Source organism: Streptomyces sp. NPDC059454, from assembly GCF_042749965.1.
Classification (GTDB): domain Bacteria; phylum Actinomycetota; class Actinomycetes; order Streptomycetales; family Streptomycetaceae; genus Streptomyces.
In genome coordinates this window covers 130,297-155,587 of sequence record NZ_JBHYVC010000008.1, presented here as the reverse complement: position 1 = coordinate 155,587, position 25,291 = coordinate 130,297, and the positions used below count along the sequence as shown (strand labels likewise).

At 71.5% G+C, this 25,291-nt stretch carries 19 protein-coding genes and 1 riboswitch; of the genes, 2 read left to right on the top strand and 17 right to left on the bottom strand.

Annotated features, from left to right (window positions below; genetic code table 11):
* Window positions 1-386: 386 nt before the first annotated feature.
* The 13 genes from ACFXAE_RS08535 to ACFXAE_RS08475 form a co-directional block, all read right to left on the bottom strand.
* Window positions 387-1,778 carry an NAD(P)/FAD-dependent oxidoreductase gene (locus ACFXAE_RS08535; RefSeq protein WP_384710028.1) on the bottom strand — a complete coding sequence of 464 codons (1,392 nt, stop codon included), beginning with the start codon at window positions 1,776-1,778 and terminating at the stop codon, window positions 387-389.
* Window positions 1,779-2,222: 444 nt separating this feature from the next.
* A complete protein-coding gene (locus tag ACFXAE_RS08530; RefSeq protein WP_384710025.1) occupies window positions 2,223-3,164 on the bottom strand; it encodes an exopolyphosphatase in 942 nt (313 codons plus the stop codon).
* Complete coding sequence (locus ACFXAE_RS08525) at window positions 3,161-3,751, bottom strand: DUF501 domain-containing protein (RefSeq protein ID WP_384710022.1); 591 nt, start codon at window positions 3,749-3,751, stop codon at window positions 3,161-3,163. The genes ACFXAE_RS08530 and ACFXAE_RS08525 overlap by 4 nt, the downstream gene beginning before the upstream one ends.
* Window positions 3,752-3,780: 29 nt before the next feature.
* Window positions 3,781-4,257 carry a septum formation initiator family protein gene (locus ACFXAE_RS08520; RefSeq protein ID WP_384710019.1) on the bottom strand — a complete coding sequence of 159 codons (477 nt, stop codon included), beginning with the start codon at window positions 4,255-4,257 and terminating at the stop codon, window positions 3,781-3,783.
* Window positions 4,258-4,357: 100 nt separating this feature from the next.
* Window positions 4,358-5,638 carry a phosphopyruvate hydratase gene (gene eno / locus ACFXAE_RS08515; protein ID WP_384710016.1) on the bottom strand — a complete coding sequence of 427 codons (1,281 nt, stop codon included), beginning with the start codon at window positions 5,636-5,638 and terminating at the stop codon, window positions 4,358-4,360.
* Window positions 5,639-5,872: 234 nt separating this feature from the next.
* The gene (locus tag ACFXAE_RS08510) at window positions 5,873-6,577 is read right to left on the bottom strand and encodes a transglycosylase family protein (protein ID WP_384710013.1); all 705 of its coding nucleotides are present in this window, start codon (window positions 6,575-6,577) and stop codon (window positions 5,873-5,875) included.
* 4 nt (window positions 6,578-6,581) lie between these two features.
* A riboswitch (cyclic di-AMP (ydaO/yuaA leader) is annotated at window positions 6,582-6,750 on the bottom strand.
* Between the two features lie 205 nt (window positions 6,751-6,955).
* Window positions 6,956-7,966, bottom strand: coding sequence for a transglycosylase family protein (locus ACFXAE_RS08505; protein WP_384710010.1), 1,011 nt, complete (start codon window positions 7,964-7,966; stop codon window positions 6,956-6,958).
* A gap of 198 nt (window positions 7,967-8,164) precedes the next feature.
* A complete protein-coding gene (locus ACFXAE_RS08500; protein WP_384710008.1) occupies window positions 8,165-9,448 on the bottom strand; it encodes a cytochrome P450 in 1,284 nt (427 codons plus the stop codon).
* 142 nt (window positions 9,449-9,590) lie between these two features.
* Window positions 9,591-10,583: a nucleoside triphosphate pyrophosphohydrolase gene (locus ACFXAE_RS08495; RefSeq protein WP_384710006.1), complete on the bottom strand. Its 993-nt coding sequence runs from the start codon at window positions 10,581-10,583 to the stop codon at window positions 9,591-9,593.
* 71 nt (window positions 10,584-10,654) lie between these two features.
* Window positions 10,655-11,302, bottom strand: coding sequence for a SurA N-terminal domain-containing protein (locus ACFXAE_RS08490; RefSeq protein WP_384710003.1), 648 nt, complete (start codon window positions 11,300-11,302; stop codon window positions 10,655-10,657).
* A gap of 160 nt (window positions 11,303-11,462) precedes the next feature.
* Window positions 11,463-12,959 (bottom strand): protein kinase, encoded by a 1,497-nt coding sequence (locus ACFXAE_RS08485; protein WP_384710129.1) that lies wholly within the window; start codon window positions 12,957-12,959, stop codon window positions 11,463-11,465.
* A gap of 38 nt (window positions 12,960-12,997) precedes the next feature.
* On the bottom strand, window positions 12,998-13,645 hold the full coding sequence (locus ACFXAE_RS08480; protein WP_384710000.1) for a hypothetical protein: 648 nt from the start codon (window positions 13,643-13,645) through the stop codon (window positions 12,998-13,000).
* Window positions 13,646-13,782: 137 nt separating this feature from the next.
* Window positions 13,783-15,888: an N-6 DNA methylase gene (locus tag ACFXAE_RS08475; RefSeq protein ID WP_384709997.1), complete on the bottom strand. Its 2,106-nt coding sequence runs from the start codon at window positions 15,886-15,888 to the stop codon at window positions 13,783-13,785.
* A gap of 198 nt (window positions 15,889-16,086) precedes the next feature.
* On the opposite strand from ACFXAE_RS08475, the gene ACFXAE_RS08470 reads away from it, so the two are divergent.
* Entirely contained in the window at window positions 16,087-16,566 is a 480-nt protein-coding gene (locus ACFXAE_RS08470; RefSeq protein ID WP_384709993.1) for a hypothetical protein, read from the top strand.
* A 163-nt stretch (window positions 16,567-16,729) separates the two neighbouring features.
* Here the strand turns inward: ACFXAE_RS08470 and ACFXAE_RS08465 are convergent, their stop codons facing one another.
* Window positions 16,730-17,509: an HNH endonuclease family protein gene (locus ACFXAE_RS08465; RefSeq protein WP_384709990.1), complete on the bottom strand. Its 780-nt coding sequence runs from the start codon at window positions 17,507-17,509 to the stop codon at window positions 16,730-16,732.
* A gap of 162 nt (window positions 17,510-17,671) precedes the next feature.
* Between ACFXAE_RS08465 and ACFXAE_RS08460 the strand changes: the two genes are divergently transcribed.
* Window positions 17,672-17,857: an antitoxin gene (locus ACFXAE_RS08460; protein ID WP_384709987.1), complete on the top strand. Its 186-nt coding sequence runs from the start codon at window positions 17,672-17,674 to the stop codon at window positions 17,855-17,857.
* A gap of 66 nt (window positions 17,858-17,923) precedes the next feature.
* Here the strand turns inward: ACFXAE_RS08460 and mfd are convergent, their stop codons facing one another.
* From mfd to ACFXAE_RS08445, 3 genes are all read right to left on the bottom strand, one after another.
* Entirely contained in the window at window positions 17,924-21,475 is a 3,552-nt protein-coding gene (mfd, locus tag ACFXAE_RS08455) for a transcription-repair coupling factor (protein WP_384709984.1), read from the bottom strand.
* Between the two features lie 296 nt (window positions 21,476-21,771).
* Entirely contained in the window at window positions 21,772-24,351 is a 2,580-nt protein-coding gene (locus tag ACFXAE_RS08450; RefSeq protein ID WP_384709981.1) for an ABC transporter permease, read from the bottom strand.
* Window positions 24,348-25,136, bottom strand: a complete 789-nt coding sequence (locus ACFXAE_RS08445) for an ABC transporter ATP-binding protein (protein WP_384709978.1) — start codon at window positions 25,134-25,136, stop codon at window positions 24,348-24,350. The genes ACFXAE_RS08450 and ACFXAE_RS08445 overlap by 4 nt, the downstream gene beginning before the upstream one ends.
* Between the last annotated feature and the right edge of the window lie 155 nt (window positions 25,137-25,291).

Genomic DNA, 25,291 nt, shown 5'->3' with positions numbered 1-25,291 from the left:
CGGATACGTCGTGGCGTGCGGGCCGGTTCCAGGTGCGGGGGCGCAAGGGGAGAGCGGGCGCGCAAGGGGAGAGCGGGCGCGCAAGGGGAGAGCGAGGGCGCGAAGGGAGAGCGGGCGCGCCGGGCTCGGAAGGGGAGGCCTGAGGGCTCCGGGAGAGACCGGGGCACTCGGGAGCCCTGAGGGCTCCGGGAGAGACCGGGGCACTCGGGAGCCCTCAGGGCTGGGGGGCGCGGACCCGGCGGGGCCTTTCAGCCCATCGAGTCGGGCGGGTGGGCAGGAACGTCGGGCGCAGCCACAGCGCACCCGCACCGATCGGCCCCTCGGGAACGCCGAAGGGGCCGCCCGCACCACGGATGGCGGGCGGCCCCTTCAGGGGTGACCGGGGGTCAGGAGGCCTTGGCCTCGGTCTTCTTCGGCTCCTGCTGGGCGGCCGCGGGCGCGGGCGCCGGCTTCGCCGCCTCGTAGAACTCGTCGCGCGGCGACTCGATCGCGCCCAGGGACACGACCTCGCGCTTGAGGAACATGCCGAGGGTCCAGTCGGCGAAGACGCGGATCTTGCGGTTCCAGGTCGGCATGGCCATGCCGTGGTAGCCACGGTGCATGTACCAGGCGAGCCGGCCCTTGAGCTTGATCTTCATCTTGCCCATGACGATCATCGCCACGCCCTTGTGCAGGCCGAGGCCCGCCACCGCGCCCTTGTTGGCGTGGCTGTACTCCTTCTGCGGGAAGCCCCGCATCCCGGAGACCACGTTGTCGCCGAGGGCCTTGGCCTGGCGCAGCGCGTGCTGGGCGTTCGGCGGGCACCAGGCGTTCTCGTTGCCTGCCTTGCGGCCCACGAGGTCCGGGACCTGGGCGTTGTCGCCCGCGGCCCAGATGTAGTCGGTGCCCTTGACCTGGAGCGTCGGCTCGGTGTCGACGTGACCGCGCGGACCCAGCGGCAGGCCGAAGCGGGACAGGGCCGGGTTCGGCTTGACGCCCGCCGTCCACACGATCGTGTTGGAGTCGACCTCGAGGCCGTTCTTCAGCACCACGTGGCCGTCGACGCAGGAGTCCATCGACGTGGACAGGTAGACCTCGACGCCGCGGCTCTCGAGGTGCTCCTTGCCGTACGCGCCGAGCTTGGGACCGACCTCGGGGAGGATCTTGTCGGCGGCGTCGACGAGGACGAAGCGCATGTCCTCGCGGGACACGTTCTTGTAGTACTTGGCGGCGTCGCGGGCCATGTCCTCGACCTCGCCGATGGTCTCCGCGCCGGCGAAGCCACCACCCACGAAGACGAAGGTGAGCGCCTTGCGCCGGATCTCCTCGTCCGTGGTGGAGTCGGCCTTGTCGAGCTGCTCGAGGACGTGGTTGCGCAGGCCGATGGCCTCCTCGATGCCCTTCATGCCGATGCCCTGCTCGGCGAGGCCGGGGATCGGGAAGGTCCGGGAGACCGCGCCCAGCGCGATCACCAGGTAGTCGAAGGGCAGCTCGTACGCCTCGCCCACCAGCGGGGCGACTGTGGCGACCTTGCGGTCCTGGTCGATGGTGGTGACCCGGCCGGTGAGGACCTCCGCCTTGGGAAGCACGCGTCGCAGCGGGACGACGACGTGCCGGGGGGAGATGCTGCCGGCGGCGGCTTCGGGGAGGAAGGGCTGGTAGGTCATGTACGACCGCGGGTCGACGACGGTGACGGTCGCCTCGCCGTAACGCATCTTCTTCTGGATGCGCCGAGCTGCGTACAGGCCTACGTACCCACCGCCTACTACGAGGATCCTGGGACGCTCCGTGGTGCTCATGCCATCGAGTATCCACCCGCCTCAGGGGGGTACCTCGTGCGCCCCTTCACAAGCTTCAACAGGGCCTGTGTTACCATCCCCCGCTTCTTGATCCAGATCACAGTGCGAAGTGGGAACCGGCACCCCGCACGAGACGTTGTCAATGCCGCGTGAGCTGCCTCTCTGTCCGCCGGAAGGCGCCGTGAGGCCGGTCGGCGAGTCGTCGCGACAATCCCCGACAAGGCACCCGTCACCAGCTTCTGAACGCGTTCAAAGGGGTGTTGGGCGCCCGAACGGGTCAACCGGATTCAGTTCTTCGTTCTCCCGGGGCCAATTCCTTGTGAAGAACTTCACGAACTTTCCCGGCAGAGCTCCGTCGAGGGGCCCGCAAGAGCCCCCCGAACCTCGCTCAAACGCCATACCGGCTGCTCAGCAGAGTGCTACCGATCGGTACGCGAAGCGGACTCAGGCCACGGACCAGGCGATGCCGTCGAGGATGTCGTGCTCCGACACCACGACCTCCTCCGCGCCGATCCGCTCCATGATCGCCAACAGCACCAGGGCCCCGGCGCCGATCACGTCGACCCGGCCCGGGTGCATGGAGGGCACCGCCGCGCGCTCGGCGTGGGTGGAGCGCAGCAGCCACCCGGTGATCTCGCGGACGCGGTCGCGGGAGACGCGGGAGTGGTGGATGGCCTCGGAGTCGTACCCGGGGAGCTCCTGGGCGATCGCCGACACGGTCGTGACCGAGCCGGCCAGGCCGACCAGGGTGTGCGCCTCGCGCAACGGGACCGTCTCCTCGGCGTGGTCGAGGGCGGCCTCGATGTCGGCGCGCATCGCCGCGATCTGCTCCTCGGTCGGCGGGTCCGTCACGGCCCCGTCCCGCACCAGATGCCGCTCGGTCATCCGTACGCAGCCGACGTCCACGGAGCGGGCGGCGCGGACGTGGTCGTCACCGACGACGAACTCGGTCGAACCGCCGCCGATGTCCACGACCAGGAACGGGCGGTGCAGATCGGTCCGGCCCGTCAGTTCCTTGGTGGCCCCGGTGAAGGAGAACTCGGCCTCCTGGTCACCGGTGATGACCTCGGGCTCCACGCCCAGGACGTCCAGCACCCCGCGCACGAACGCGTCGCGGTTCCCGGCGTCGCGGGAGGCGGAGGTGGCGACGAAGCGCAGGTGCTCCGCGCCGTGCTCCTTGATGATCTCCGCGTACTCACGGCAGGCGGCGAACGTCCGCTCCAGCGCCTCGGGCGCCAGCCGGCCCGTGCGGTCGACGCCCTGGCCGAGCCGGACGATCGTCATCCGCCGGTCCAGATCGGTGAGTTCACCGGTTCCGGGGTCGGCGTCGGCCACCAGCAGCCGGATGGAGTTCGTACCGCAGTCGATGGCGGCGACCCGGGTCACTGGCCGTCCTCCTTCGCGGGCAGCGTCACGCAGGCGCCCTTGCGCCACCACTGAGGCAGCATCGCCAGCGCCTCGTCGCCCAGCGGGTTGACCCCGGGGCCCGCGGCCAGCGAGTGGGCGACCAGCACGTGCAGGCACTTCACGCGGTCCGGCATGCCGCCCGCGCTGGGGAAGTTCCTGAGCTCCTCGATCTCGTCGCGGCGCCGGATGTAGTCCTCGTGCGCCGCGCGGTACGCGGCCGCCAGCTCCGGGTCGGTCGCCAGCCGCTCCGTCATCTCCTTCATCACGCCGTTCGCCTCCAGCGTCCCGATCGCGGAGTTCGCCTTCGGGCAGGTGAGGTAGTAGAGCGTCGGGAAGGGGGTGCCGTCGGGCAGCCTCGGCGCGGTCTCCACCACGTCCGGCTGTCCGCAGGGGCAGCGGTGCGCGATGGCGCGCAGCCCGCGCGGGGGCCGCCCGAGCTGCTGCTTGAAGGCCTCGACGTCCGCGTCGGTGGGCTCGGTGCGGGGGGTCGTGGGCAGATCGAACAAGGTCAGCGCGGAGCGCTGTTCCTGGGAGGTGGTGTCCGGGCGGCGGGCGGGCGTGTCCATACGTGTCTTTCTGCGGCTTTCCATGAGGGTCACTGGTCGGCGGCGTCGGCCTTGTCGACGCCGTCCCAGACGTTCGCGTACCAGGGGCGGTCGGCGGCTTCGAGATCCGTGCGGGACTTCTTCGCCGTACCCGGGTCGATGACGATGTAGCCGGTCTCGCCGGGCATGACGTAGTGCAGCCGCCGGCGGATCTCCTGCTCGGCGTACGCGTCGTCCTGCCAGCGCGCCTTCATGTCGCGCAGCCGTTCGACCCGTCGGCGGGTCTCGTCCTGCTCCTGCTGGAGGTCGGCGATGTCCGCGCGCTGGGAGACGTACTGCCGCATGGGATAGGCGAGGGCGACGATCAGGGAGCAGACCACCAGGGCGAGCAGCGCGGCCCGGCCGGTCAGCCGGGAGCGGCGGGCCTGGCGTTTGGTCTGCGAGCGGTAGACCCGGGCCGCGGTCTGCTCACCGATCAGCCGGATCCTGGTCGCGGTGGAGAAACGGTCCCGGTCCCTGACCGCCATGTTCCGCCTCCGGTTCGCCTTCATACGTGCGTACGTCCCCGCACACGGTACGGGACCGGGTACGGGGACGTACGTACGACGCTGCCTCTTACGGGGCGGGTCAGCCCTTGAAGCGCGGGAACGCGCTGCGGCCGGCGTACACCGCGGCGTCGTCGAGGATCTCCTCGATGCGCAGCAGCTGGTTGTACTTGGCGACGCGCTCGGAACGGGCCGGGGCGCCGGTCTTGATCTGGCCGCAGTTGGTGGCGACGGCCAGGTCGGCGATGGTGACGTCCTCGGTCTCGCCGGAGCGGTGGGACATCATGCACTTGAAGCCGCTGCGCTGGGCCAGCTCGACGGCGTCCAGGGTCTCGGTCAGCGAGCCGATCTGGTTGACCTTGACGAGGAGCGCGTTGGCGGCGCCCTCCTCGATGCCGCGGGCGAGGCGCTCGGGGTTGGTGACGAACAGGTCGTCGCCGACGAGCTGGACCTTGTCACCGAGCTTGGCGGTGATGGTCTTCCAGCCCTCCCAGTCGTCCTCGAACAGCGGGTCCTCGATGGAGACGAGCGGGTACGCGTCGACGAGCTCGGCGTAGTACTCGGTCATCTCGGCGGCGGAGCGCTCCTTGCCCTCGAAGGTGTAGACGCCGTCCTTGTAGAACTCGGACGCGGCGACGTCGAGCGCCAGCGCGATCTGCTCGCCGGGGGTGTAGCCGGCCTCCTTGACGGCCTCGAGGATGAGGTCGAGGGCCTCGCGGTTGGAGCCGAGGTTCGGGGCGAAACCGCCCTCGTCGCCGAGGCCGGTGGCCAGGCCCTTGCTCTTCAGGACCTTCTTCAGGGTGTGGTAGATCTCGGCGCCCCAGCGCAGGGCCTCGGAGAAGGACTCCGCGCCGATCGGGGCGATCATGAACTCCTGGATGTCCACGTTGGAGTCGGCGTGCGAGCCGCCGTTCAGGATGTTCATCATCGGCACCGGCAGCAGGTGCGCGTTGGGGCCGCCCAGGTAGCGGAAGAGCGGGAGGTCGGACGCCTCGGAGGCGGCGTGGGCGACGGCGAGCGAGACGCCGAGGATGGCGTTGGCGCCGAGGGAGCCCTTGTTGTCGGTGGCGTCCAGGTCGAACATCGCCTGGTCGATCAGGCGCTGCTCGGTGGCGTCGTAGCCGACGAGCTCCGGGCCGATCTGCTCGATGACGGCCAGGACGGCCTTCTCGACACCCTTGCCCAGGTAACGGTTGGCATCGCCGTCACGGAGTTCGATGGCCTCGAAGGCGCCGGTGGAGGCGCCGGACGGGACGGCGGCACGACCCGTGCTGCCGTCGTCGAGGCCGACCTCGACCTCGACCGTGGGGTTGCCTCGGGAGTCCAGGATTTCCCGGGCTACGACGACGTCGATGGACGGCACGAGCATCTCCTTCTTGGATGTGACGCGGGCGAGCAGGACCCCGGAGGGTCTTGCGAGTCCGAGCCTAACCGGCTCCGGACGATCGGCCAGCCGGTCGCCCGCCCCGTGGACAGAACCGAGAGTAAATTGTTTCCGAACGGAACAAAGCTGTTTCCGGAAACCCGGCCGTAAAAAACCCCGCCCCGGCGCGCACGGGGGAAGACGCACCGGGGCGGGTAGCAGGGGGACAGCCGCTTACTTCAGGTGCAGCTGCTGGCCCGGGTAGATGAGGTCGGCGTCGTCGACGATGTCGTCGTTCAGCTCGAACAGCTCGGCCCAGCCGCCCTTGACGTCGCGCTCGGCGGCGATGGAGCTGAGGGTGTCGCCCTTGACGACCTTGTACTCGCCGTCGCCCTTCTCGACCTTCTCGCCGGTCGGGGTGGTGACGGTCTTCTCCTCGGCCTTCTGCTCGGCGGCCGGGCGCTCGGCGGAGCGGGAGGCCTTCTGCTCGGCCTCACGGGTCTCGGTGGAACCGGTGCTCTGCGAGGAGCCGTTCGAGGTGTCGTTCGAGGAGGAGCCGGTGTAGGCGGTGTTGGACAGGCCCGTGCCGCAGACCGGCCAGGCGCCCTTGCCCTGGCCCGCGAGGACCTTCTCGGCGATCTCGATCTGCTGGGCCTTGCCGGCCTGGTCGGCGGTGGCGGCGTACTGCGTGCCGCCGTACGCGGCCCAGGTGGAGGCGGAGAACTGCAGACCGCCGTAGTAACCGTTGCCGGTATTGATGGACCAGTTGCCGCCGGACTCGCACTGGGCGACGGCGTCCCACTCGGAGGCGGTGGCGGCGGAGGCGCTGCCGGCCGCCATCAGCGGGGCGGCGACGGCGGCGGAGGCGACACCGGCGACGGCGATCGCGCGGGTGGCCTTGGACGGACGACGGTGCTTGCCCTTGCCGGAAAACAGCATGGTTGGATCCCCTCACCGACGCCTGCGAGGTGAGCTGTCGGGTTCGGGCCGGTTGAGTTGCCCGGCCACGCCCCTCACGGGACGCGGCTTCACCCCAAGCCCGATCCGGTGTCAATCACCGGAAGGGGCACTTACCTTGGGTCCCCCGCTCCTGCCTACGGCGCATGACGCGACGACTGTTCCCGTGCTGCCACTGGCAGGATTCGGCGTGGCGGCAGCCGGGGCCCGCGATGGCGAGCGGTCACGACCGTAGACACGCGATCCACGGAATTTCAAAGACGATCAGGGCTTCTGAGACCTATCTCTCACAGCCTTTAAACCGGACATTCGCCGCGAAACATGACGCCAACCGCCGCCGGATCCACGCCCTTTCGAGCGTCACTTTTCGCCCGGTTCGACCCCGACCTCGAGCTCCTGACCCGGCAGGATGAGGTCCGGGTCGACGCCGACGACCTGCTCGTTCTCGGCGTAGAGCGACCGCCATCCGCCGTCGAACTCAAGGGAGTCGGCAATGGACGAGAGGCTGTCGCCGATGCGCACGGTGTACGAGCCGTCGGCGGCGTCGCGCGAGGCATCGGTGCCGCGCGAGGCATGCCGGCCGGACGATTCCGACGTACGGTCCTCCTCGGCACTGGAGCCGCGGTGACGACCGGTACCGGTGCCTTCGGCGTCGGAGGCTTCGGAAGAGCCGGTGGTCTGGCCGGACTTGTCCGACTCATCACCCCTGGGAGTGGCCGAGACGGAGGGGGAGGTGCCGGATCCGTCGCCGGAGCCGGTGTCCGAATCCGCGTCCGAGTCGCTCGACTTGTCGGAGTTGGCCGATTCGCCGGCCGCACCCTCGCCGTCCTCCGATTCCTCGGCGCCGGACGACGGGCCGGACGTGGCCGACGGGGAGGGCGAAGCGGATGAACCGCCGGAGTCCGACGACCCGGACGAGTCGGACGAACCGGAGGAGTCGGACGTGTCCGAGGTGGAGTCCCCAGCCACGCCCGTGTCGACGCCGGCCGACGCCGAGTCCTGGTTCAGCCCCGCCGTCAGTCCGCAGGTGCGCCACGCGCCGACCCCCTGGTCGGCGAGGATTCTCTCGGCCACGGCTATCTGCTGGCCGCGGCTGGCCTGGTCGGCGCTGGCCGCGTAGTCCAGGCCGCCGTAGTTCTCCCAGTCGTCCTGGGTCAACTGCAGGCCGCCGTAGTAGCCGTTGCCGGTGTTCTGGCTCCATGAGCCGCCGCTTTCGCATTCGGCGACCCGGTCCCAGGTCGCACCGTCGGCCGCGCTGGCGCTGCCGGCTCCGAGGAGCGGGATCGCGATGGCGGAGCCGGTCACCCCGGCCGCGACGAGGAGAGCCGGAGCCTGGCGGGGGCGGCGGTGCCGACCGTTCCCGGAGAGCATGCGGAGACCTTTCGCAAGACAGCAATGACCCGCGCGGCGAACCGAGACCGATGCACCGCACTTGATGGGTGAACGTATCCGCAGACGATCACTTGTCACAAGTTAATGCCGCGCAGATCACGTGAAGATCACAGAGTTGAGCGCGTGTCATGTTTGCGCTGGCCCGCTCGGGGGCACAGCGGACGGCGGCCCGGCCCGTCACTTCCGCGGAGGAGTGAACTCCACCGGGAGCGTGCGCAGTCCGCGCATGATGAGCCCGCCCCGCCGGCGGAGTTCGGCCGGTTCCACCGCGAGCCGCAGGTCCGGCAGACGCGTCAGCAGGGTGGCGAGCGCGGTCTGGCCCTCCAGGCGGGCCAGCGGGGCGCCCAGGCAGTAGTGGATGCCGTGGCCGTATCCCAGATGCTGGTTGTCGCGCCGGCCGAGGTCGAGCACGTCCGGGCCGGCGAACCGCTCCGGGTCCCGGTCCGCGGCGGCGAGTACGACGAGGACGGGGTCGCCTGCCGCGATGTGCTGCCCGCCGATGGTGACCGGCTCGGTGGCGAACCGCCAGGTGGCGAGCTCCACGGGGCCGTCGTACCGCAGGAGCTCCTCGACACCGGTCTCCAGCAGCCCGCGCTCCCCGGCGGCGAGGGCCCGCTGCAGCCGCTCGCGCTGGCCGGAGTGGGTGAGCAGGGCGTAGGTGCCGTTGCCGATGAGATTGACGGTCGTCTCGAAACCGGCGAACAACAGGATGAACGCCATCGCGGCGGCCTCGTTCTCGGTGAGGTGCTCACCGTGGTCGGAGGCGCGGATGAGGCCGGAGATGAGGTCCTCGCCGGGGGCGGGTTCGGCGGGGAGCGCCTCGCGCTTGCGGTGGATCAGCTCGGCGAGATAGCCGCGCATCTTCTTCACGGACCGGGCGACCCCTCCGCGCGGACCCCCGCCGTGACGGATCATCATGCCCGCCCAGTCCCGGAAGTCGTCCTGGTCCTCGCGCGGGACGCCGAGCAGGTCGCAGATGGCGTAGATGGGCAGGGGGAAGGCGAACTCGTGGATGAGGTCGGCGGAGCCGCTGTCCGCGAACCGGTCGATGAGCCCGTCGGTGAGCTCCTGCACGCGGGGCGCGAACTCGGCGACCCGGCGCGGGGTGAACGCCTTGCTGACCAGCCGGCGCAGCCGGGTGTGGTCCGGCGGGTCGATGTTCAGCAGATGCGTCATCAGCTCCGCCTGGCGTTCCCCGGGGATACCGGTCTTGCCCTTGGCGTGGGCGGGCTCGTCGTGGTGCGCGGGGTTCTTGGAGAGCCGGTTGTCGGCGAGGGTCTGCTTGGCATCGGCATACCGCGTGACCAGCCAGGCCTCCACCCCACTGGGCAGCCGCGTCCTGCGCACGGGCTCGTGCTCACGCAGCCAGGCGTAGGCGGGGTAGGGATCGGTGGCGAACTCCCGGCTGAACAACTCGGGAGTGGGTCCCGGCGGAGCAGGAGGGGTGGGCTGGTCATGCATGCGGTGACCCTAACGGGCGGGGCGAGCAGGGCGCGGACCTGTAGGAGCGCGGGGAACCGCGCGAACGGGGTCCGGGGGCGGAGCCCCGGAAGTGACGGGAAGGGCCGGCGGGGTGAGGAAACTCCTGCCCCGCACCCCGCGCTCAGTCCCCGCTCTGCCCTTCCGCGGTTCGTATCGCGTCGCGATACACCCGCGCCGCCGCCCGCAACGCCGCCTCCGGATCGACCCCCGCCGCCTCCGCCCGCACCGCCAGCCCCAGCAGCTCGTAGCCGACCCCCTCCCCCACCGGCACCGGCACGTCCAGCCCCGCCGTCCGCGCCCTCGACCCCAGCTTCGCCGCCAGCGCCAGCCCGGGCTGCCCGAGCGGCACCCCCTCCGTCACCGAGCTGCGCCGCTTCTCCTCCGCCTTGGTCCGCAGCCAGTGCGCCTTGACGTCCTCCGGCGTGTCCGCGGTCTCCCCGCCGAAGACGTGCGGGTGGCGGTGGATCAGCTTGGCCACGATGCCCCCCGCCACGTCGTCGACGGAGAACGGCTCCTCCGGGTGCTCCTCGGCGATCCGCGCGTGGAAGACGACCTGGAGCAGCACGTCCCCCAGCTCCTCGCGCAGCTCGTCCCGGTCGCCCTCCTCGATGGCCTCGACGAGTTCGTACGCCTCCTCGATGCCGTACTTCGCCAGGCCCTTGTGGGTCTGCCGGGACGACCACGGGCACTCCGCGCGGATGCGGTCCATGACCTGCACGAGGTCGAGCAGCCGGGCGCCCGGCAGGTCGTAGGAGGCGGGAAGCAGTTCGAGCTCGGGCATCCGGACCCGGCCGGTCCCGGCCAGCCGGGCCAGTCCGTCGGTCAGGACGGGCTCGCCCTCACCGGTGGCGACGACCACCACCGTCCGCCCGCCGGCACAGGCGTCGACGATCTCCTCGGCGGTCGGTGCCGCCTCCTCGACCGGTATCCCCGCCTCCCGCAGATACGGCAGCTGCGGGTGGGCGCCGTCCGCGCACAGCACCCTGTCGGCCGCGTGCAGGGCCTGCCAGGCCGGCCAGGACAGCAGGCCGGGCGCGACACGGTGGCTGGTGGTGAGCAGGACGACACGGCCGGGGGCGGCCTCGGAGGTCGGCGCGGGGCTGGTTGCGTTCACACCCCGAAACTAGCCCACTGCGCCGACAGTCCCCGAGTTGTCCACAGGCCGGTTGTCCACAGGCGGCCCGGTCAGAGCGTCTGCGGCACCCCGGTCGCCGTGACGTCCCGTACCCACGGCGTCCTGGCGTCGACCCGGCTGCTCTTCTCCACGTCCCAACTGCCGTAGCGCGGGTTGAGGTCGACGTCGAGTTCCTTGCTCGCCTCGGACAGCGCCTGCCAGAACTCGGGCCGGCTGGTGTCGGTGCCGAGCCGCTGGGCGAGCTTCTGGGCCTGGACCTGGAGGCGGAGGTTGGCGTCGAGGCGCTGCGGCGGGATGCCGTACTGCTGCAGCCAGGCCGCCTCCAGCGCCTCGGCGCCGCCGGCCTGCTGCTCCAGACCGGACCGCATCCGCTGGATCTCGCGGTCGGTGACCGTCACGCCGGCGTCCCGCGCGGCGTGCTCCAGCACCCGGTCCAGGACCATGCCGTGCAGGGTGTCGCGGGTGAGGCTGCCGGTGCGGGCGATGGCCTGCTGGTACTGGGCGTCGTCCGGTACGGCCGCCCGCTGGGCCGCGCGGACCTCGCCGACCCGGTTCTCCAGCTGCGACACGGTGATCCGCTCGCCGCCGACGACGGCTGCCGCACCGGGGTGCGCGTCGTTCCCGCAGGCGGTGAGCAGGGGCGCCGCTGCGGCGATCGCGGCGGTGAGGAGGAGCGCGGTGCGACGGCGGCGGTGCAAGGAGACCTCCTGAGGAGAGCTTGTGCGGCGGTGCACAAAGTCTTGCGGTGATCGATGGTAGGCATCGGCCAAGCTCTGGCCAACCCATTCGACCAACGATTCACAAGGACTTCCGGCACCGGCACCGTACGGCGCAGCGGCCCACTGTCCCGCTGTCCCGCTATCCGCGTACCTGTCCCAGCCACTGCAGCGTCCGCCGGATGTCCGCGGCCAGCGGGTGCCCCGGTCCCTGCACGCGCTCCACGTCGTGCAGCAGCCGGATCAGCGTGTCGTGCGCGGCGGCCCGGTCGCCGAGGGCGAGCAGCAGGTGGCCGATGCGGCGGCGGACGTCATGGGCGAGCTGCGGGTCGCCGGCGGCCACGTACTGGTTCTCGTAGTACGCCAGCAGCGTCCGGTACTCGGCGAGCGCCGCCGCCGGTTCACCGAGCTGCTCCAGGCACTGGGCGGCCTCGTAGCGGTGGCGCAGGGACTGCGGGTCCGCCTGGCCGGCCTCGGCGGCGCGTTCGTCGGCGAGGCGGCGCAGTTCGGGCAGGGCGCGCCGGTACTGGCCGTCGTCCAGGAGGGTGGCCGCGTACTGCTTGCGCAGGGTGCGCACGACCGGGGAGTGCTCGCCGTGCTGCTCGGCGGCGACGGGCAGGATCGAGCCGAGGATGTCGACGGCCTGGGTGATGCGGCCCTCGCCGAGCAGCCGTTTCACCTCGTCCACGGCGGCGGCGACATCGGCCTTCTCGGCCACGGGCGCGGGCGGCGCGGCGGGGGCCGGCTGGGGGGCGGGGGTGCGGGCACGGTCCGGCCAGGGGGCGTGCGGGCGCAGGAAGGGGCGGGTGGGGTCCAGGGGCGCGCCGGTGGGGGTGCCCCGCGCGGGGAGCAGCCGCGCCAGGTCTTCGTAGACCTCCTGCGCGGAGTCCGGGCGGTGCTGCGGGTCCTTGGCGAGCAGGCGCAGCACCAGGGTCTCCAGGGCCTCGGGGACCTCCGGGCGGATCCGGCGCACGGGCACCGGCGGCTCGTACAGGTGCCGGTGCAGCACCCCGAGCGCCGTGGAGCCCGCGAACGGCACGTCGCCGCTGAGCAGCTCGTGCATCAGCACGCCGAGCGCGTACAGGTCCGTGTACGGGCCGACCGCGCCGCCCATCGCCTGCTCGGGCGCCATGTAGGCGGGCGAGCCGATGGGCGAACCGGTGTGCGTCAGGCGCGTGGTGTCACTGTCCATGACGGAGGCGACACCGAGGTCGAGCACGGTGATCGTGCCGTCCTGCTTCACCATCACGTTGCGTGGCTTGAGGTCGCGGTGGACGATCGGCACGGCGTGCACGGCGCTCAGCACGGCGCACAGCTGCGCGGCCACCGCCACGGTCCACTGCCACGGGTACGGGTCGTGTTCGGCGAGGTGGTCGCCGAGGTCGGCGCCGTCGACGTACTGCATGACGAGGAACAGTTCCTCGCCCTCGCTGCCCGCGTCGTGCACGGTGACCAGGCCGGGGTGGTCGACCTGGGCGGTCACCCGGCACTCGCGCACGAAGCGGCGGCGCAGTTCGTCGGCCTCCTGGCCGGCCACCTTGTCCGGGCGCAGCAGCTTCACCGCCACGCGCCGGTCCAGCCGTTTGTCGTAGGCCGTCCAGACCTGTCCCATGCCGCCCTGTCCGATGAGCGTGGACAGTTCGTAGCGGCCGGCGACGACACGTCCCGTCGTCACGCTCACCTTCCGCCCTCGTGGTTGCCGTGCTGTCCCTGCTGCCCGTCCTGGCGGCGCAGGTAGTCGCTGAGTTCGTCCAGCTCGGCGCGCACCTGGTCGATCCGGGCCGGTCCGGGGTGCTGCGGCGGCTGGGACGACTGCGGCGGTACGGGGGTGGGGGGTGCCGGGGTGTGGGGTACCGGGGTGTGGGGGGACCGGGGCTGCGGCACCGGCGTGGGCGCGTACGGCGAGCCCTGCTGCGGATAGCCGTAGGGGCCCTGCACGGAGCCCTGGCCGTGCATCGTCGTGGTGTGGGGAGACGGCGGCATCTGGCCCGCGTACGGGTGCGGCCGCCGGTGCAGGCGGATGTCCACGGTCAGGTAGTACGCGGCCGCGCTCGCGCCGAGGATCAGGACGACGGCCAGGGCCACGTCGGTCCGGGGGTCCGACTCCGGCAGCGAACCGACCACCGCCAGGCAGGCTATCGACAGCGGGATGCTCACCCAGGCCGCCGCCCAGTCGAGCAGCCGCCCCCGCAGGAACGCGACCCGGAACAGCGGCACGCACGCCAGCAGTCCGCAGCACAGGACGCCGGCGGCGGCGTACAGCACGCGCTGCGTGATGACCATTGCCGCACTGGGGGCGGGCGGCGCCGCGCCGTGGCCGTACATGACTGCTCCTGGACAGGTGTAGCCGATGGGAACTCGGAGTCCGAGCGTATAGGCCGACGGCGACAACCGGTCCCGGGATGTACCGAACCGTTGTCGTACGGGGCGTCCCGGAGACGCGCCGAGGGCGCTCCGCGGGCTCAGCCGGGGGCGATCGACCCGTCGGTCAGGCCGTCGTACATCCCGCGGACCAGCTGCTCGCCGAGCCGGCCCGCCTGCCTGAGCGCCCGCTCGAACTCGTCCAGGGCCCGGAAGCAGGCACCGTGGCGCCGCTGCTCGGCCGGTGCGAGCCGGGGCAGTCGCAGCCGGCGTACGTCGAGCCGGGTGGCGGTGGACGCGTGGCCGCCGGCCTGGCGGTGGTTGGCGGTGCCGCGCAGGAAGCCGGCGAGGAACCAGGCGTCGAGCACCTCCGGGTCGGGGCGCAGCAGCACGAGGTCGCGGCCCAGGGCGGCCCCGGCGGTCGCGTCGTCGATCACTCGCGCGACGGCACTCCCGCCGAGCACGGGCACGACGACGTCACCGGGTTCGGTGAGCACCGCTTCCTCGTCGCTCTCCGGGAGAGTGCCGGAGGGGCCGGTTCCGAAGAGCACGTCGTGGTCGGTGAGGACGGGCACGCGCGCGTGGCCGCCGTTTCCGCCCGTACGCATCACCAGGGCGCCCCCGCGCGCGAGTTCGCCGACGGTGGTGAAGGGCGGGCGCCCGGCGACGGACGGCGCGGGGTCGACGGGCGGCGGGGTGAGGCCGACGGCCAGGCGCAGCGTCTCGTCGAGCCGTTCGCGTACGTCGGCGAGCCGGCCGGCGCCGTCCGTGGCGGCCGGGAGCCGGCGGCCCGGGGCGAGGTCGACGTCTTCGTCGAGGAGTTCGAGGACCGGCACGGAGCGGGCCAGTCCGGGCCGTTCGTCGAGCCGGCCGGCCCGGTCGAAGGCGCGCCAGGCGTCGAGGACCGTCTCCCGCACCCCCGGCCAGTCGGGCCCGCCGCGCCCCTCACCGGCGAACCTTCCGGCGTCGGCGAGCAGCACCTCCGGCTGCGTCGGCGCCTGTTCGGGCCGGCGCAGCACCCACAGGTGCAGCGGGATGTTGTACGGGGGTGCCGCGCCGGCCGGCAGCGCGACGACGGCGCGCAGCGCGCCCCGTCGCAGCAGGTCGGCCCTGATCCGGCGCCCGGAGCGGCGGGACGCGGCGGTGGGCGGCATCAGGAGCACGGCGGTGCCGCCGTCCCGCAGCCGGGCGAGCGCGTGCTGCACCCAGGCCAGCTCGGACTCGGTGCGGGCCGGGAAGCCGTACTCCCAGCGCGGGTCGTAGGCGAGTTCGTCGTGCCCCCAGTTGCGCTCGTTGAACGGCGGGTGGCACAGGACGGCGTCGGCCCGCAGCTCCGGGTGGGCGTCGGCGCGCAGAGTGTCGCCGGTGGCGGTGTGCACGGGGGCGCGGGTGTGCAGGGCGAGGCGGAGCGCGGTGAGGGCGGCGAGTTCGGGGGCGCTGTCCTGGCCGTACAGCCGCCGGCCGGGGCCGTTGCCGGCGGAGCGCAGCAGGGCGCCGGTGCCGCAGGCCGGGTCGAGGACGGTGCGGGCGGCGCCGGCCAGGCCGGCCATGAGACCGGCGAGGTCGGCGGGGGTGGGCGCGTACTGGCGCGGGTTGGCGTCGAGGTGCCGGCCGAGCAGGAACTCGAAGGTGTGCCGGGCCCCGAGTTCGGCGGCGAGGGCGGCGACGGCGCGGAGGAGGGGGGCGGAGGGGAGCAGTTGGAGGGCGGTGGGGAGTTCGAGGGCTTTTCGGGTGACCGAGGCGACGAGGGCGGCGCCGGGGGCGGCGGGGCTGTGAACAGTGCCCGTGGTGTTCACAGGTGAGCCGTTCACGTCGCCGAGTCGTGGTGTGAGCACCTGCTCCAGCGCTGCGGGGAGCAGCGCGGCGAGTCGCTCGTCGGTGCCGGAGCTCACCTCCAGCCAGACCGGGGAGCGGTCATGGATGAGGAGCAGGACGCAGCCGGCGTGGGTGAGGGCGGTGACCGGTCCGGCGGGGTGACCGGCGAGCTGCCGCCAGACGCGTTCCCTCAGCGGGACCTCGGCGAGCTTGCTGTGCCTGCGCAGCCAGTCCTCGACCTCGGCCAGCGCGAACGAGGGACTGGTCCCGGTGCCGCCGACCGGGCCGGGGAAGTCGGTGTGCCGCCGGCGCCAGTTGCTGACGGCGGCGCGGCCGACACCGGCCAGTCGTGCGATCCCGGCGGCGGTCACTTCTGTCGCGTTGTCCTGCATGCCCGGCACCCCGCCCCGCTTCCCTCTGTTCCGTGCGTGACCACGAGCATACCTACGCGCGCAAGCCATGGGATTCACAGACGTATACATGAGTGGCGATGTGAATTACGTTGACTCTATTCACAGAGTCTGCTCTCATTGACTCCGCGAACGAGTGACCGCCGATGTGGCGGTGGCCGCGCCGGGAGGGACACAGTCATGGGCATGAAGAGCAGGATCGCGCTGGGCGCCGTCGTGGGGATCGTCGTCATCGGCGCCGTCTCGGCGAACTCCGGCGACACGGAAGGCGGTTCCGGCGACAAGGGCACCTCGGCGTCCGCGGAGCAGCGGTCCGGCGACACGAAGCCGGACGGCGGGTCGAACGCGAAGCCCGCCGAGGACAAGGACACCGGGAAGGCGCCCCAGGCCGAGCAGTTCAAGGCGTTCGTGCAGAAGAACGGGACACCGCAGGAGAAGGAAGCGATCTCGCACGTCACCAAGGTGCAGGGCGCGGACGAGCAGAACGACATCCTCGACGCCGCCGACGTCTACACCGACTTCACCGGCGGGATCATGGGCGAGGGCACGGGCCCCGCCAAGCTCATCGCCTCCGCGTTCGCCGACTGGAAGCAGAGCGACAACGGCCTCGTCACCGTGTACGACGCCGACGGCGAGATCATCGGCAACGGCAGCTTCTAGGATCCCCCGGAGGGAACCCCCCGTGCGCCGCACCGCCCGCCGGGCCGACCGGCGGCGGGATCACCGAAGAGGCCCCCACGGCCACGACCGGGGCGCCGCCCCCGCGGACGTCCTGGACCTCGGCTCCCGAGCGGGCCCGCCCGGCGACTTGCAGCGGCGCCGCTCAGCCGCCGCACTGCTCCAGCATCGTCCGCCGGTCGGCCGACGTCACCGGCATCTCGTACTTGAGGGCGACCTGCGCGAACCGGACCGCGTACGCGCACCGTACGCCCCTGTCCGGCGGGAGCCAGGACGCCGGACCCGAATCCCCCTTGGCCGAGTTGGCCCGGCCCTCGACCGGCATCAGATTGAGGGTGTCGTTCGCCAGCCGCTCCCGCCTGGCCTCGGACCAGCGGGAGGCGCCCATCTGCCAGCTGTAGGAGAGCGGCACGACGTGGTCGATCTGCACCTCGGCGGCCTCCTGCTTGCGCCACTCGATGGTCGTCCCGGTGTACGGGTCGTCCAGCGTCATGGCGACCACCACGCAGTCGGACCCGGACCGGAAGCGCACCTCCTGGCCGTCGCGCTGCAGCAGATCGTTGCGGGTGTCGCAGCCGTTCCTCGCGAGCGGCACTCCGTCGGCCGTGTCCATCCAGGCGTAGCCGAATTCGTCACGGTCGTAGCCCGTCTTCGGCCCGCGGCCCTTGGTCGTCACCTTCGTGATGAGGGCGACGGCCTCGGCCCTGTCCGACTCGCCGGTCACGGACGCGAGGCCCGGTTCGGTGCCGTCGGGGTTGTCCAGCGGGCTGACGGCACGTCCGTCGGAGGCGGCGTTCCCGCTTTCGTCGCCGGCCGGGGATCCCGCGTCCTGGACTCCCTCGCAGCCGGCGAGGAGAGCCACCACGGCGATCACCACCGGTCCCGTGCGCCGGGCTCGTGCGCCCCACCTCTTGTTTCGTCTCACCGCGCCCTCCCTCGCTCTTCCGATCCCTGCCCTGGCGGGGGCGGGTCGATCCGGGACTCACCGTAACGGGTGAGAGGTCCAGACCAATTCTGCGCTATATGGGCATGCGCCGCAAAGCGCGCGTATCGTCGGTTCTGAGTCACCTCCGGAAGGAGCTCCTGCATGGGCATCCTCGACAAGTTCAAGAGCAGCAAGGCGGCGCGCGACAAGGCCAAGCAAGCTTCGGACGCCGCGGAGCGGAAGATGAACGAGAGGACCGGCGGCAAGTACGAGCAGCACGTCGACACCGGGCAGCAGCAGGCCGAACGCCGGCTCGGCATGGACCGCGATCGTCCCGACCAGCCGTAAGGCCTCGCGCACCCGCCAGGGCCGTCCACGGCGACCTCACGCCGTGGACGGTTCCTCATGCGCGGGTCAGGAACCCAGGACCGACGTCAGGAACTCCCCGACCCAGCCCAGCAGGTCCCGCCCGACCAGCGGCTTGCCGCCCACCTTCGCGGTCTTCGGGCGCGGCACCAGCACCTGGTGCGCGGTCGCCTTGATGACCGTGCCGGGGTAGAGACGCTTGAGGCGCAGTTCCTGGGACTCGCGCAACTCCACCGGTGCGAAGCGGATGTTGTTGCCCTGGAGCACGATCTCGCCGACGCCGCACGCGCGGGCCAGCATCCGCAGCCCCGCCACCAGCAGCAGGTTCTCCACCGGCTCCGGCAGCTTGCCGTAGCGGTCGACGAGTTCCTCGCGTACGGCCTTGACGTCCTCCTCCGAGTTCGCGGAGGCGATCGCCCGGTACGCCTGGAGACGGAGCCGCTCACCGGGCGCGTAGTCGTGCGGGACGTGCGCGTCGACGGGCAGCTCGATCTTGACCTCGAGCGGCGGCTCCTCCTCGGTCTCACCGGTCTCCAGCTGGCGCCGGTAGTCCGCGACCGCCTCGCCCACCATCCGCACGTACAGATCGAAGCCCACGCCCGCGATGTGCCCGGACTGCTCGCCGCCGAGCAGGTTTCCGGCGCCGCGGATCTCCAGGTCCTTCATGGCCACGTACATGCCCGCGCCCATCTCCGTGTGCTGGGCGATGGTGGCGAGCCGCTCGTGCGCGGTCTCCGTCAGGGGCTTCTCCGGCGGGTACAGGAAGTACGCGTAACCGCGCTCCCTGCCTCGTCCCACCCGGCCGCGCAGCTGGTGCAGCTGGCTGAGGCCGAAGTTGTCACCGCGCTCGACGATCAGGGTGTTGGCGTTGGAGATGTCGATGCCGGACTCGACGATCGTCGTCGACACCAGCACGTCGAACTTCTTCTCCCAGAAGTCGACGACGACCTGCTCCAGCGCCGTCTCCGACATCTGGCCGTGGGCGGTGGCGATGCGCGCCTCGGGCACGATCTCGCGCAGCCGGGCCGCCGCGCGGTCGATGGACTCGACCCGGTTGTGGATGTAGAAGACCTGGCCCTCGCGCAGCAGTTCCCGGCGGATCGCGGCGCCGATCTGCTTCTGCTCGTACGGCCCGACGAAGGTGAGCACCGGATGGCGCTCCTCCGGCGGGGTGGTGATCGTCGACATCTCGCGGATGCCGGTGACCGCCATCTCCAGGGTGCGCGGGATCGGGGTGGCCGACATGGTCAGTACGTCGACGTTGGCGCGCAGCTTCTTCAGCTGCTCCTTGTGCTCGACGCCGAAGCGCTGCTCCTCGTCGACGATGACCAGGCCCAGGTCCTTGAACTTCGTCTCCGAGGAGAACAGGCGGTGGGTGCCGATGACGACGTCCACCGAACCCTCGCGCAGGCCCTCCAGGACCGCCTTCGCCTCCGTGTCGGTCTGGAAGCGGGACAGCGCCTTCACGACCACCGGGAACTGCGCGTACCGCTCGCTGAACGTCCCGAAGTGCTGCTGCACCAGCAGCGTGGTGGGGACGAGCACGGCGGCCTGCTTGCCGTCCTGTACGGCCTTGAAGGCGGCCCGGACCGCGATCTCGGTCTTGCCGTAGCCGACGTCGCCGCAGATCAGACGGTCCATGGGGACCGACTTCTCCATGTCCTCCTTGACCTCGGCGATGGTGGTGAGCTGGTCGGGCGTCTCCGCGTAGGGGAAGGCGTCCTCCAGTTCGCGCTGCCAGGGCGAGTCGGCGCCGAAGGCGTGGCCGGGGGCGGCCATGCGGGCGCTGTACAGCTTGATCAGGTCGGCGGCGATCTCCTTGACCGCCTTCTTGGCGCGCGCCTTGGTCTTGGTCCAGTCGGCGCCGCCCAGGCGGTGCAGGGTGGGGGCCTCGCCGCCGACGTACTTGGTGATCTGCTCGAGCTGGTCGGTGGGGATGTAGAGGCGGTCGCCGGGCTGGCCGCGCTTGGCGGGGGCGTACTCCACGACCAGGTACTCGCGGGTGGCGCCCTGCACGGTGCGCTGCACCATCTCGATGTAGCGGCCCACGCCGTGCTGCTCGTGGACGATGTGGTCGCCCGCCTCCAGGGTGAGCGGGTCGATGGTCTTGCGGCGCCGGGCCGGCATCCGGGCGCCCTCACGGCCGGACGCCTTCTGGCCGGTCAGGTCGGTCTCGGTGAGGACGGCGAGCTTGAGCACCGGGTCGACGAAGCCGTGATCGATGCAGCCGCAGGCGACGTGCACGACGGACGGGGTGATCTCACCGAGGTCGCCCGTCCTCCCGTCGGCCCCTGCGAGGCGGGCGGCGATGCCCTCGCCGCCGAGCACCTCGACCGTGCGGACGGCCGGGCCGTGGCCCTCGGTGACGAACACCGTGCGCCAGCCGTCGGCGAGCCAGCCCTTGGTGTCGGCCAGCGCCCGCGCGGTGTCGCCGCGGTAGGTCTCGGGTGCGTGCATACCGAACTTCAGGGTGTCCCCGTCAGGCTCCTCGTCCGCGGCGAACGGCGACACCGACCACCACATCATGTCCAGCTCGCGGGCCCGGTCGCGGACGTCCGCGAGGGACCGCAGGGAGGCGGCGCCGACGTCGATGGGAGCCTCGCCACCGCCCGCGGTGGCCGCCCAGGACGCCTGCAGGAACTCCTGGCTCGTCGCCACGAGGTCCGACGCGCGCGTGCGCACCCGCTCCGGGTCGCAGACGACGGCCATGGCGCCCTTGGGCAGTACGTCCAGCAGCAGCTCCATGTCGTCGACCAGGACCGGGGCCAGGGACTCCATGCCCTCCACCGCGATGCCCTCGGCGAGCTTGCCGAGCAGCTCGCCGAGCTCCGGGTGGAGCTCGGCGAGGGCCCGCGCGCGCTCCCGTACGTCGTCGGTGAGCAGCAGCTCGCGGCACGGCGGGGCCCACAGGCCGTGCTCGGCGACCTCCAGGGACCGCTGGTCGGCGACCTTGAAGTAGCGGATCTCCTCGACGTCGTCACCCCAGAACTCGACGCGCAGGGGGTGCTCCTCGGTCGGCGGGAACACATCGAGGATGCCGCCGCGCACCGCGAACTCGCCGCGCTTCTCGACCAGCTCCACCCGCGCGTACGCGGCGGCGGCGAGGGCTTCGACGATCTCGTTCAGGTCGGCGCTGGAGCCGGTGCGCAGGGACACCGGTTCCAGGTCGCCCAGGCCCTTGACCTGCGGCTGGAGCACCGAGCGTACGGGCGCGACGACGACGGAGACCGGGCCGGTCTCGGGGTCGTCCGGACGGGGGTGGGCCAGGCGGCGCAGTACGGCCAGGCGGCGGCCGACGGTGTCGCTGCGAGGGCTGAGCCGCTCGTGCGGCAGCGTCTCCCAGGACGGGTACTCCACGACTCCCTCGGACGGGAGCAGGGAGCGCAGGGCCGCCGCCAGGTCCTCCGCCTCGCGCCCCGTCGCCGTCACCGCCAGCACGGGGCGGCCGGTGTCCCGGGCCAGGGCGGCGACCGCGAGGGGCCGGGCCGCGGGCGGGCCGACCAGGTCGACGTGCATGCGGTTGCCGTCGGCAGCCGCGGCGATCGCTTCCGCGAGGGCGGTGTCCTTGACGACGGCGTCGAGCAGACCGTGCAGGCTCATTCGGGGCGCTTTCCGTCCGGGGGTGTGCAACACGACGGGCCCGACGCGCGCTACGGGCCGGGGGTCTCCAGCGTACGACGCTGCCGGCCCTCGGTGCCGGGGCTGTGGACAACGTGCGTCGACCGGGGGCGGTGCTGGTGCCCGGCTCCCAGGGGCTCCGCCCCCGGACCCCGCCCGGTCCCGGACGGTCCTCGTCCTCGAACGCCGGACGGGCCGGCTGAGACGACCCGGCGCCGGAAAGCCCTCAAGGGCTCTCCGGCGCCGGGTGTTTCCCCCGCAACCCCCGTATGCGGTGGCTACTCGGTGGCGATGGCGTTCAGCACGTTCATGCGGCCGGCGCGGAAGGCCGGGACCAGGGCGGCGAACAGGCCCACGAACGCCGAGCCGATGAACACGCCGATGATCGTCGGCCACGGGATGTCGAGGACCTTCAGGCCCTCCAGGGCGAGCAGTTGCTGGGCGGTCGCGCCCCAGCCCATCCCCAGCCCCAGGCCCAGCAGGGCGCCGAAGAGGGCGATCACGACCGACTCCATGCGGATCATGCGGCGCAGCTGCCGGCGCGAGAGGCCGATGGCCCGCATCAGGCCGATCTCCCGGGTGCGCTCCACGACCGACAGGGCCAGGGTGTTCACCACACCGAGGATCGCGACGATGATCGCCAGGGCCAGCAGACCGTAGATCATGTTCAGCAGCTGGCCGATCTGGTCCTTCAGCGCCTCCTTGTAGTCGGTCTGGTCGCGCACCTCGTACTGCGGGAAGCCGTGCAGGGAGTCCTTGAGCGCCGTGTACGCGGCGTCCTTCTGCCCGTCCTTCGCCGAGGCGAAGACCAGCTGGTCCAGCGGCATCTTCTCGGCCGGGACGTACTTCGCGAGGGTGTCGATGGACGTGTACATCGCGCCGGCGTCGACGACGGCCTCACTGCTGGTGATGGCCCGGACCGTCAGGGAGCCCGTCGAGCCGTCCTTGAAGGCGACCTCGATCTTCGAGCCGACGCTGACGTCGTGATCCTTGGCGAAGTCCTCGTGGACGGACATCGAGTCGGGCTTGTAGGCGTCGCCGAGCTTCCCGGCGACGGTCTCGACCCGCAGGTCGGTCGCGTACGTCGGGTCGGCCGCGGTGATCGCGGTCTCTTCGACGGTCTTGCCGTCGGGCGTGGTGAAGTCGGCCTCGGTCCACTTGTACTCGGTGACCCGCTCCAGCCCGGGCGTCTTCTTCACGGCCGCGACGGCCTGCGGGGTGACCAGGTGCCCGTTGTCGGACTGGATGATGAAGTCCGTGCCGACGGTCTTGTCGAGTTCGTCGGTGGCGGAGGCCACCATGGAGGAGCCGACCACGGAGAGGCACGCCACCAGGGCGAGGCCGATCATCAGTGCGGCGCCCGTCGCGCCGGTACGGCGCGGGTTGCGCAGGGCATTGCGCTCGGCCATGCGGCCCACGGGACCGAAGGCCCGCAGGAGGATCGCGCCGAGGACACGCACCATGCCGCTCGCCAGCACCGGGCCGACGACGACGAAGCCGATCAGGGAGAGCACCACACCGAGGCCCAGCCACAGGGAGCCGTCGGTGGCCTTGTCGGCGGTTCCGGCCAGGTAGAGGGCGAAGCCGCCGGCGCCGGTGAGGACCAGGCCGATCCCGCCGCGTATCCAGCCGGCCTTGGCGTCCGCCGGGGTACCGGCGTCGCGCAGCGCGGCCATCGGGGAGATCTTCCCGGCCCGCCGGGCGGGCAGGTAGGCGGCGAGCACGGTGACGACGACGCCGAGGAGCAGTCCGAGCGCCGGAGTCGTCCAGGCCACCGTGAGGTCGTCCGTGGACAGCTCCATGCCCATCAGGCCCATGAGCTCCATCAGCCCGACCGCGAGACCGACACCCGCGCCGACCCCCAGCACCGAACCGAAGACGCCGAGCAGCAGCGCCTCGACCAGCACCGAACGGTTGACCTGCTTGCGGGACGAGCCGATCGCCCGCATCAGGCCGATCTCCCGGGTGCGCTGGGCGACCAGCATGGAGAAGGTGTTGATGATCAGGAAGATGCCGACGAGGAAGGCGATCCCCGCGAAGCCGAGCATCGCGTACTTCATGACGTTCATGAACTCGCCGACGCTCTCCTGGTTGGCCTCGGCGGTCTCCTCCGCGGTCAGTACCTTGTAGTCGCCGCCGAGTTCGGCCACGACGTTCTTCTTCAGCTGCGCATCGCTGACGCCGGCCGCGGCGGTGACGTTGACGTTGGTGTAGACGCCGCCCTCGCCGATCAGGGTCTGCTGCGCGGTCTTCGTGTCCAGGTAGAACATCGCGGCACCGGGATTGGTGACGGTGAAGTCGGCGATGCCGGAGATCTTCGCGGTGTGCGTGCCGACGGCGCTGATGACGCCGATCTCGTCACCGAGCTTCAGGTCGTGCTTGTCGACGGTGTCGGCGTCGACCATGACCTGGCCGGCACCCTTGGGCGCGGCACCGGAGGTGATCTCCATGGTGCGGGCGTCGTTGGCGTTCCAGCTGCCGACGATGGTCGGGCCGCCGCTGGTCGGCGAGAGGTTGTCCTTGTCGCCGTCGACGACGGTCACCGAGGTGGAGAACACGGTGCCCTCGGCCGACTTCACGCCGTCCGCGCCCTTGACCTCGTCGAGCAGGGAGGCCGGTATCACCGGCGGCCTGCCGTTGCCGGAGGTCGTCTCGCCGCTGTCGGAGGCGTCCTTGGAGCTGACCGTGACGTCCGACGACGTGGCCGCGAACAGCTTGTCGAAGGTGGTGTTCATGGTGTCCGTGAACACCAGGGTTCCGCACACGAACGCCACCGACAGCAGCACCGCCACCGCGGACAGCGCCATCCGCCCCTTGTGCGCGAAGAAGTTGCGCATGGAGGTCTTCAGGACGGTCATGACGTGCGCCCCCGGGCGTCGAAGTCCTTCATGCGGTCCAGGACCTGATCGGCCGTCGGCTGGTGCATCTCGTCGACGATGCGGCCGTCGGCGAGGTACAGCACCCGGTCCGCGTAGGAGGCGGCGACCGGATCGTGGGTGACCATCACGATGGTCTGGCCCAGTTCGTCCACCGAGCGGCGCAGGAAGCCGAGCACCTCGGCGCCGGCGCGGGAGTCGAGGTTCCCGGTCGGCTCGTCACCGAAGATGATCTCCGGCCGGGCCGCCAGCGCCCGCGCCACCGCGACCCGCTGCTGCTGGCCGCCGGACAGCTGCGTCGGCCGGTGCTTGAGCCGATCCGCGAGTCCGACGGTCTCCACCACCCGGTCCAGCCACGCCTTGTCGGGCTTGCGGCCGGCGATGTCCATGGGCAGCGTGATGTTCTCGATCGCGTTCAGCGTCGGCAGCAGGTTGAACGCCTGGAAGATGAAACCGATCCGGTCCCGGCGCAGCCGCGTGAGCTTCTTGTCCTTCAGGCCGGTGATCTCGGTCTCGTCCAGATAGATCTGACCGCTGCTGACGGTGTCGAGCCCAGCGAGGCAGTGCATCAGCGTGGACTTGCCGGACCCCGAGGGGCCCATGATCGCGGTGAACCGGCCGCGGGCGATGTCCACGTCGACGTGGTCGAGGGCGACGACACGGGTCTCGCCCGATCCGTACGCCTTCACGACCTGCCGCGCCCGCGCGGCAACGGCCGTACGCCCTCCAGTGCCCCCGTGCCTGGGAATGGTCACAGCCGATGTCACGGTAAGTCTCCTATGTCGGTCAGCAGATGCAAGTGGCGCTCCGGCGCCCGCCCGTCGTACCCGGCGGCCGCTTCGTGCGTGTTCGTGCGACGTGATTCAGTCTGGCGGCCGGCAGGGGCCGAGCGCCCTGGTGTTCAGCGCAGTCTTGTACTGAG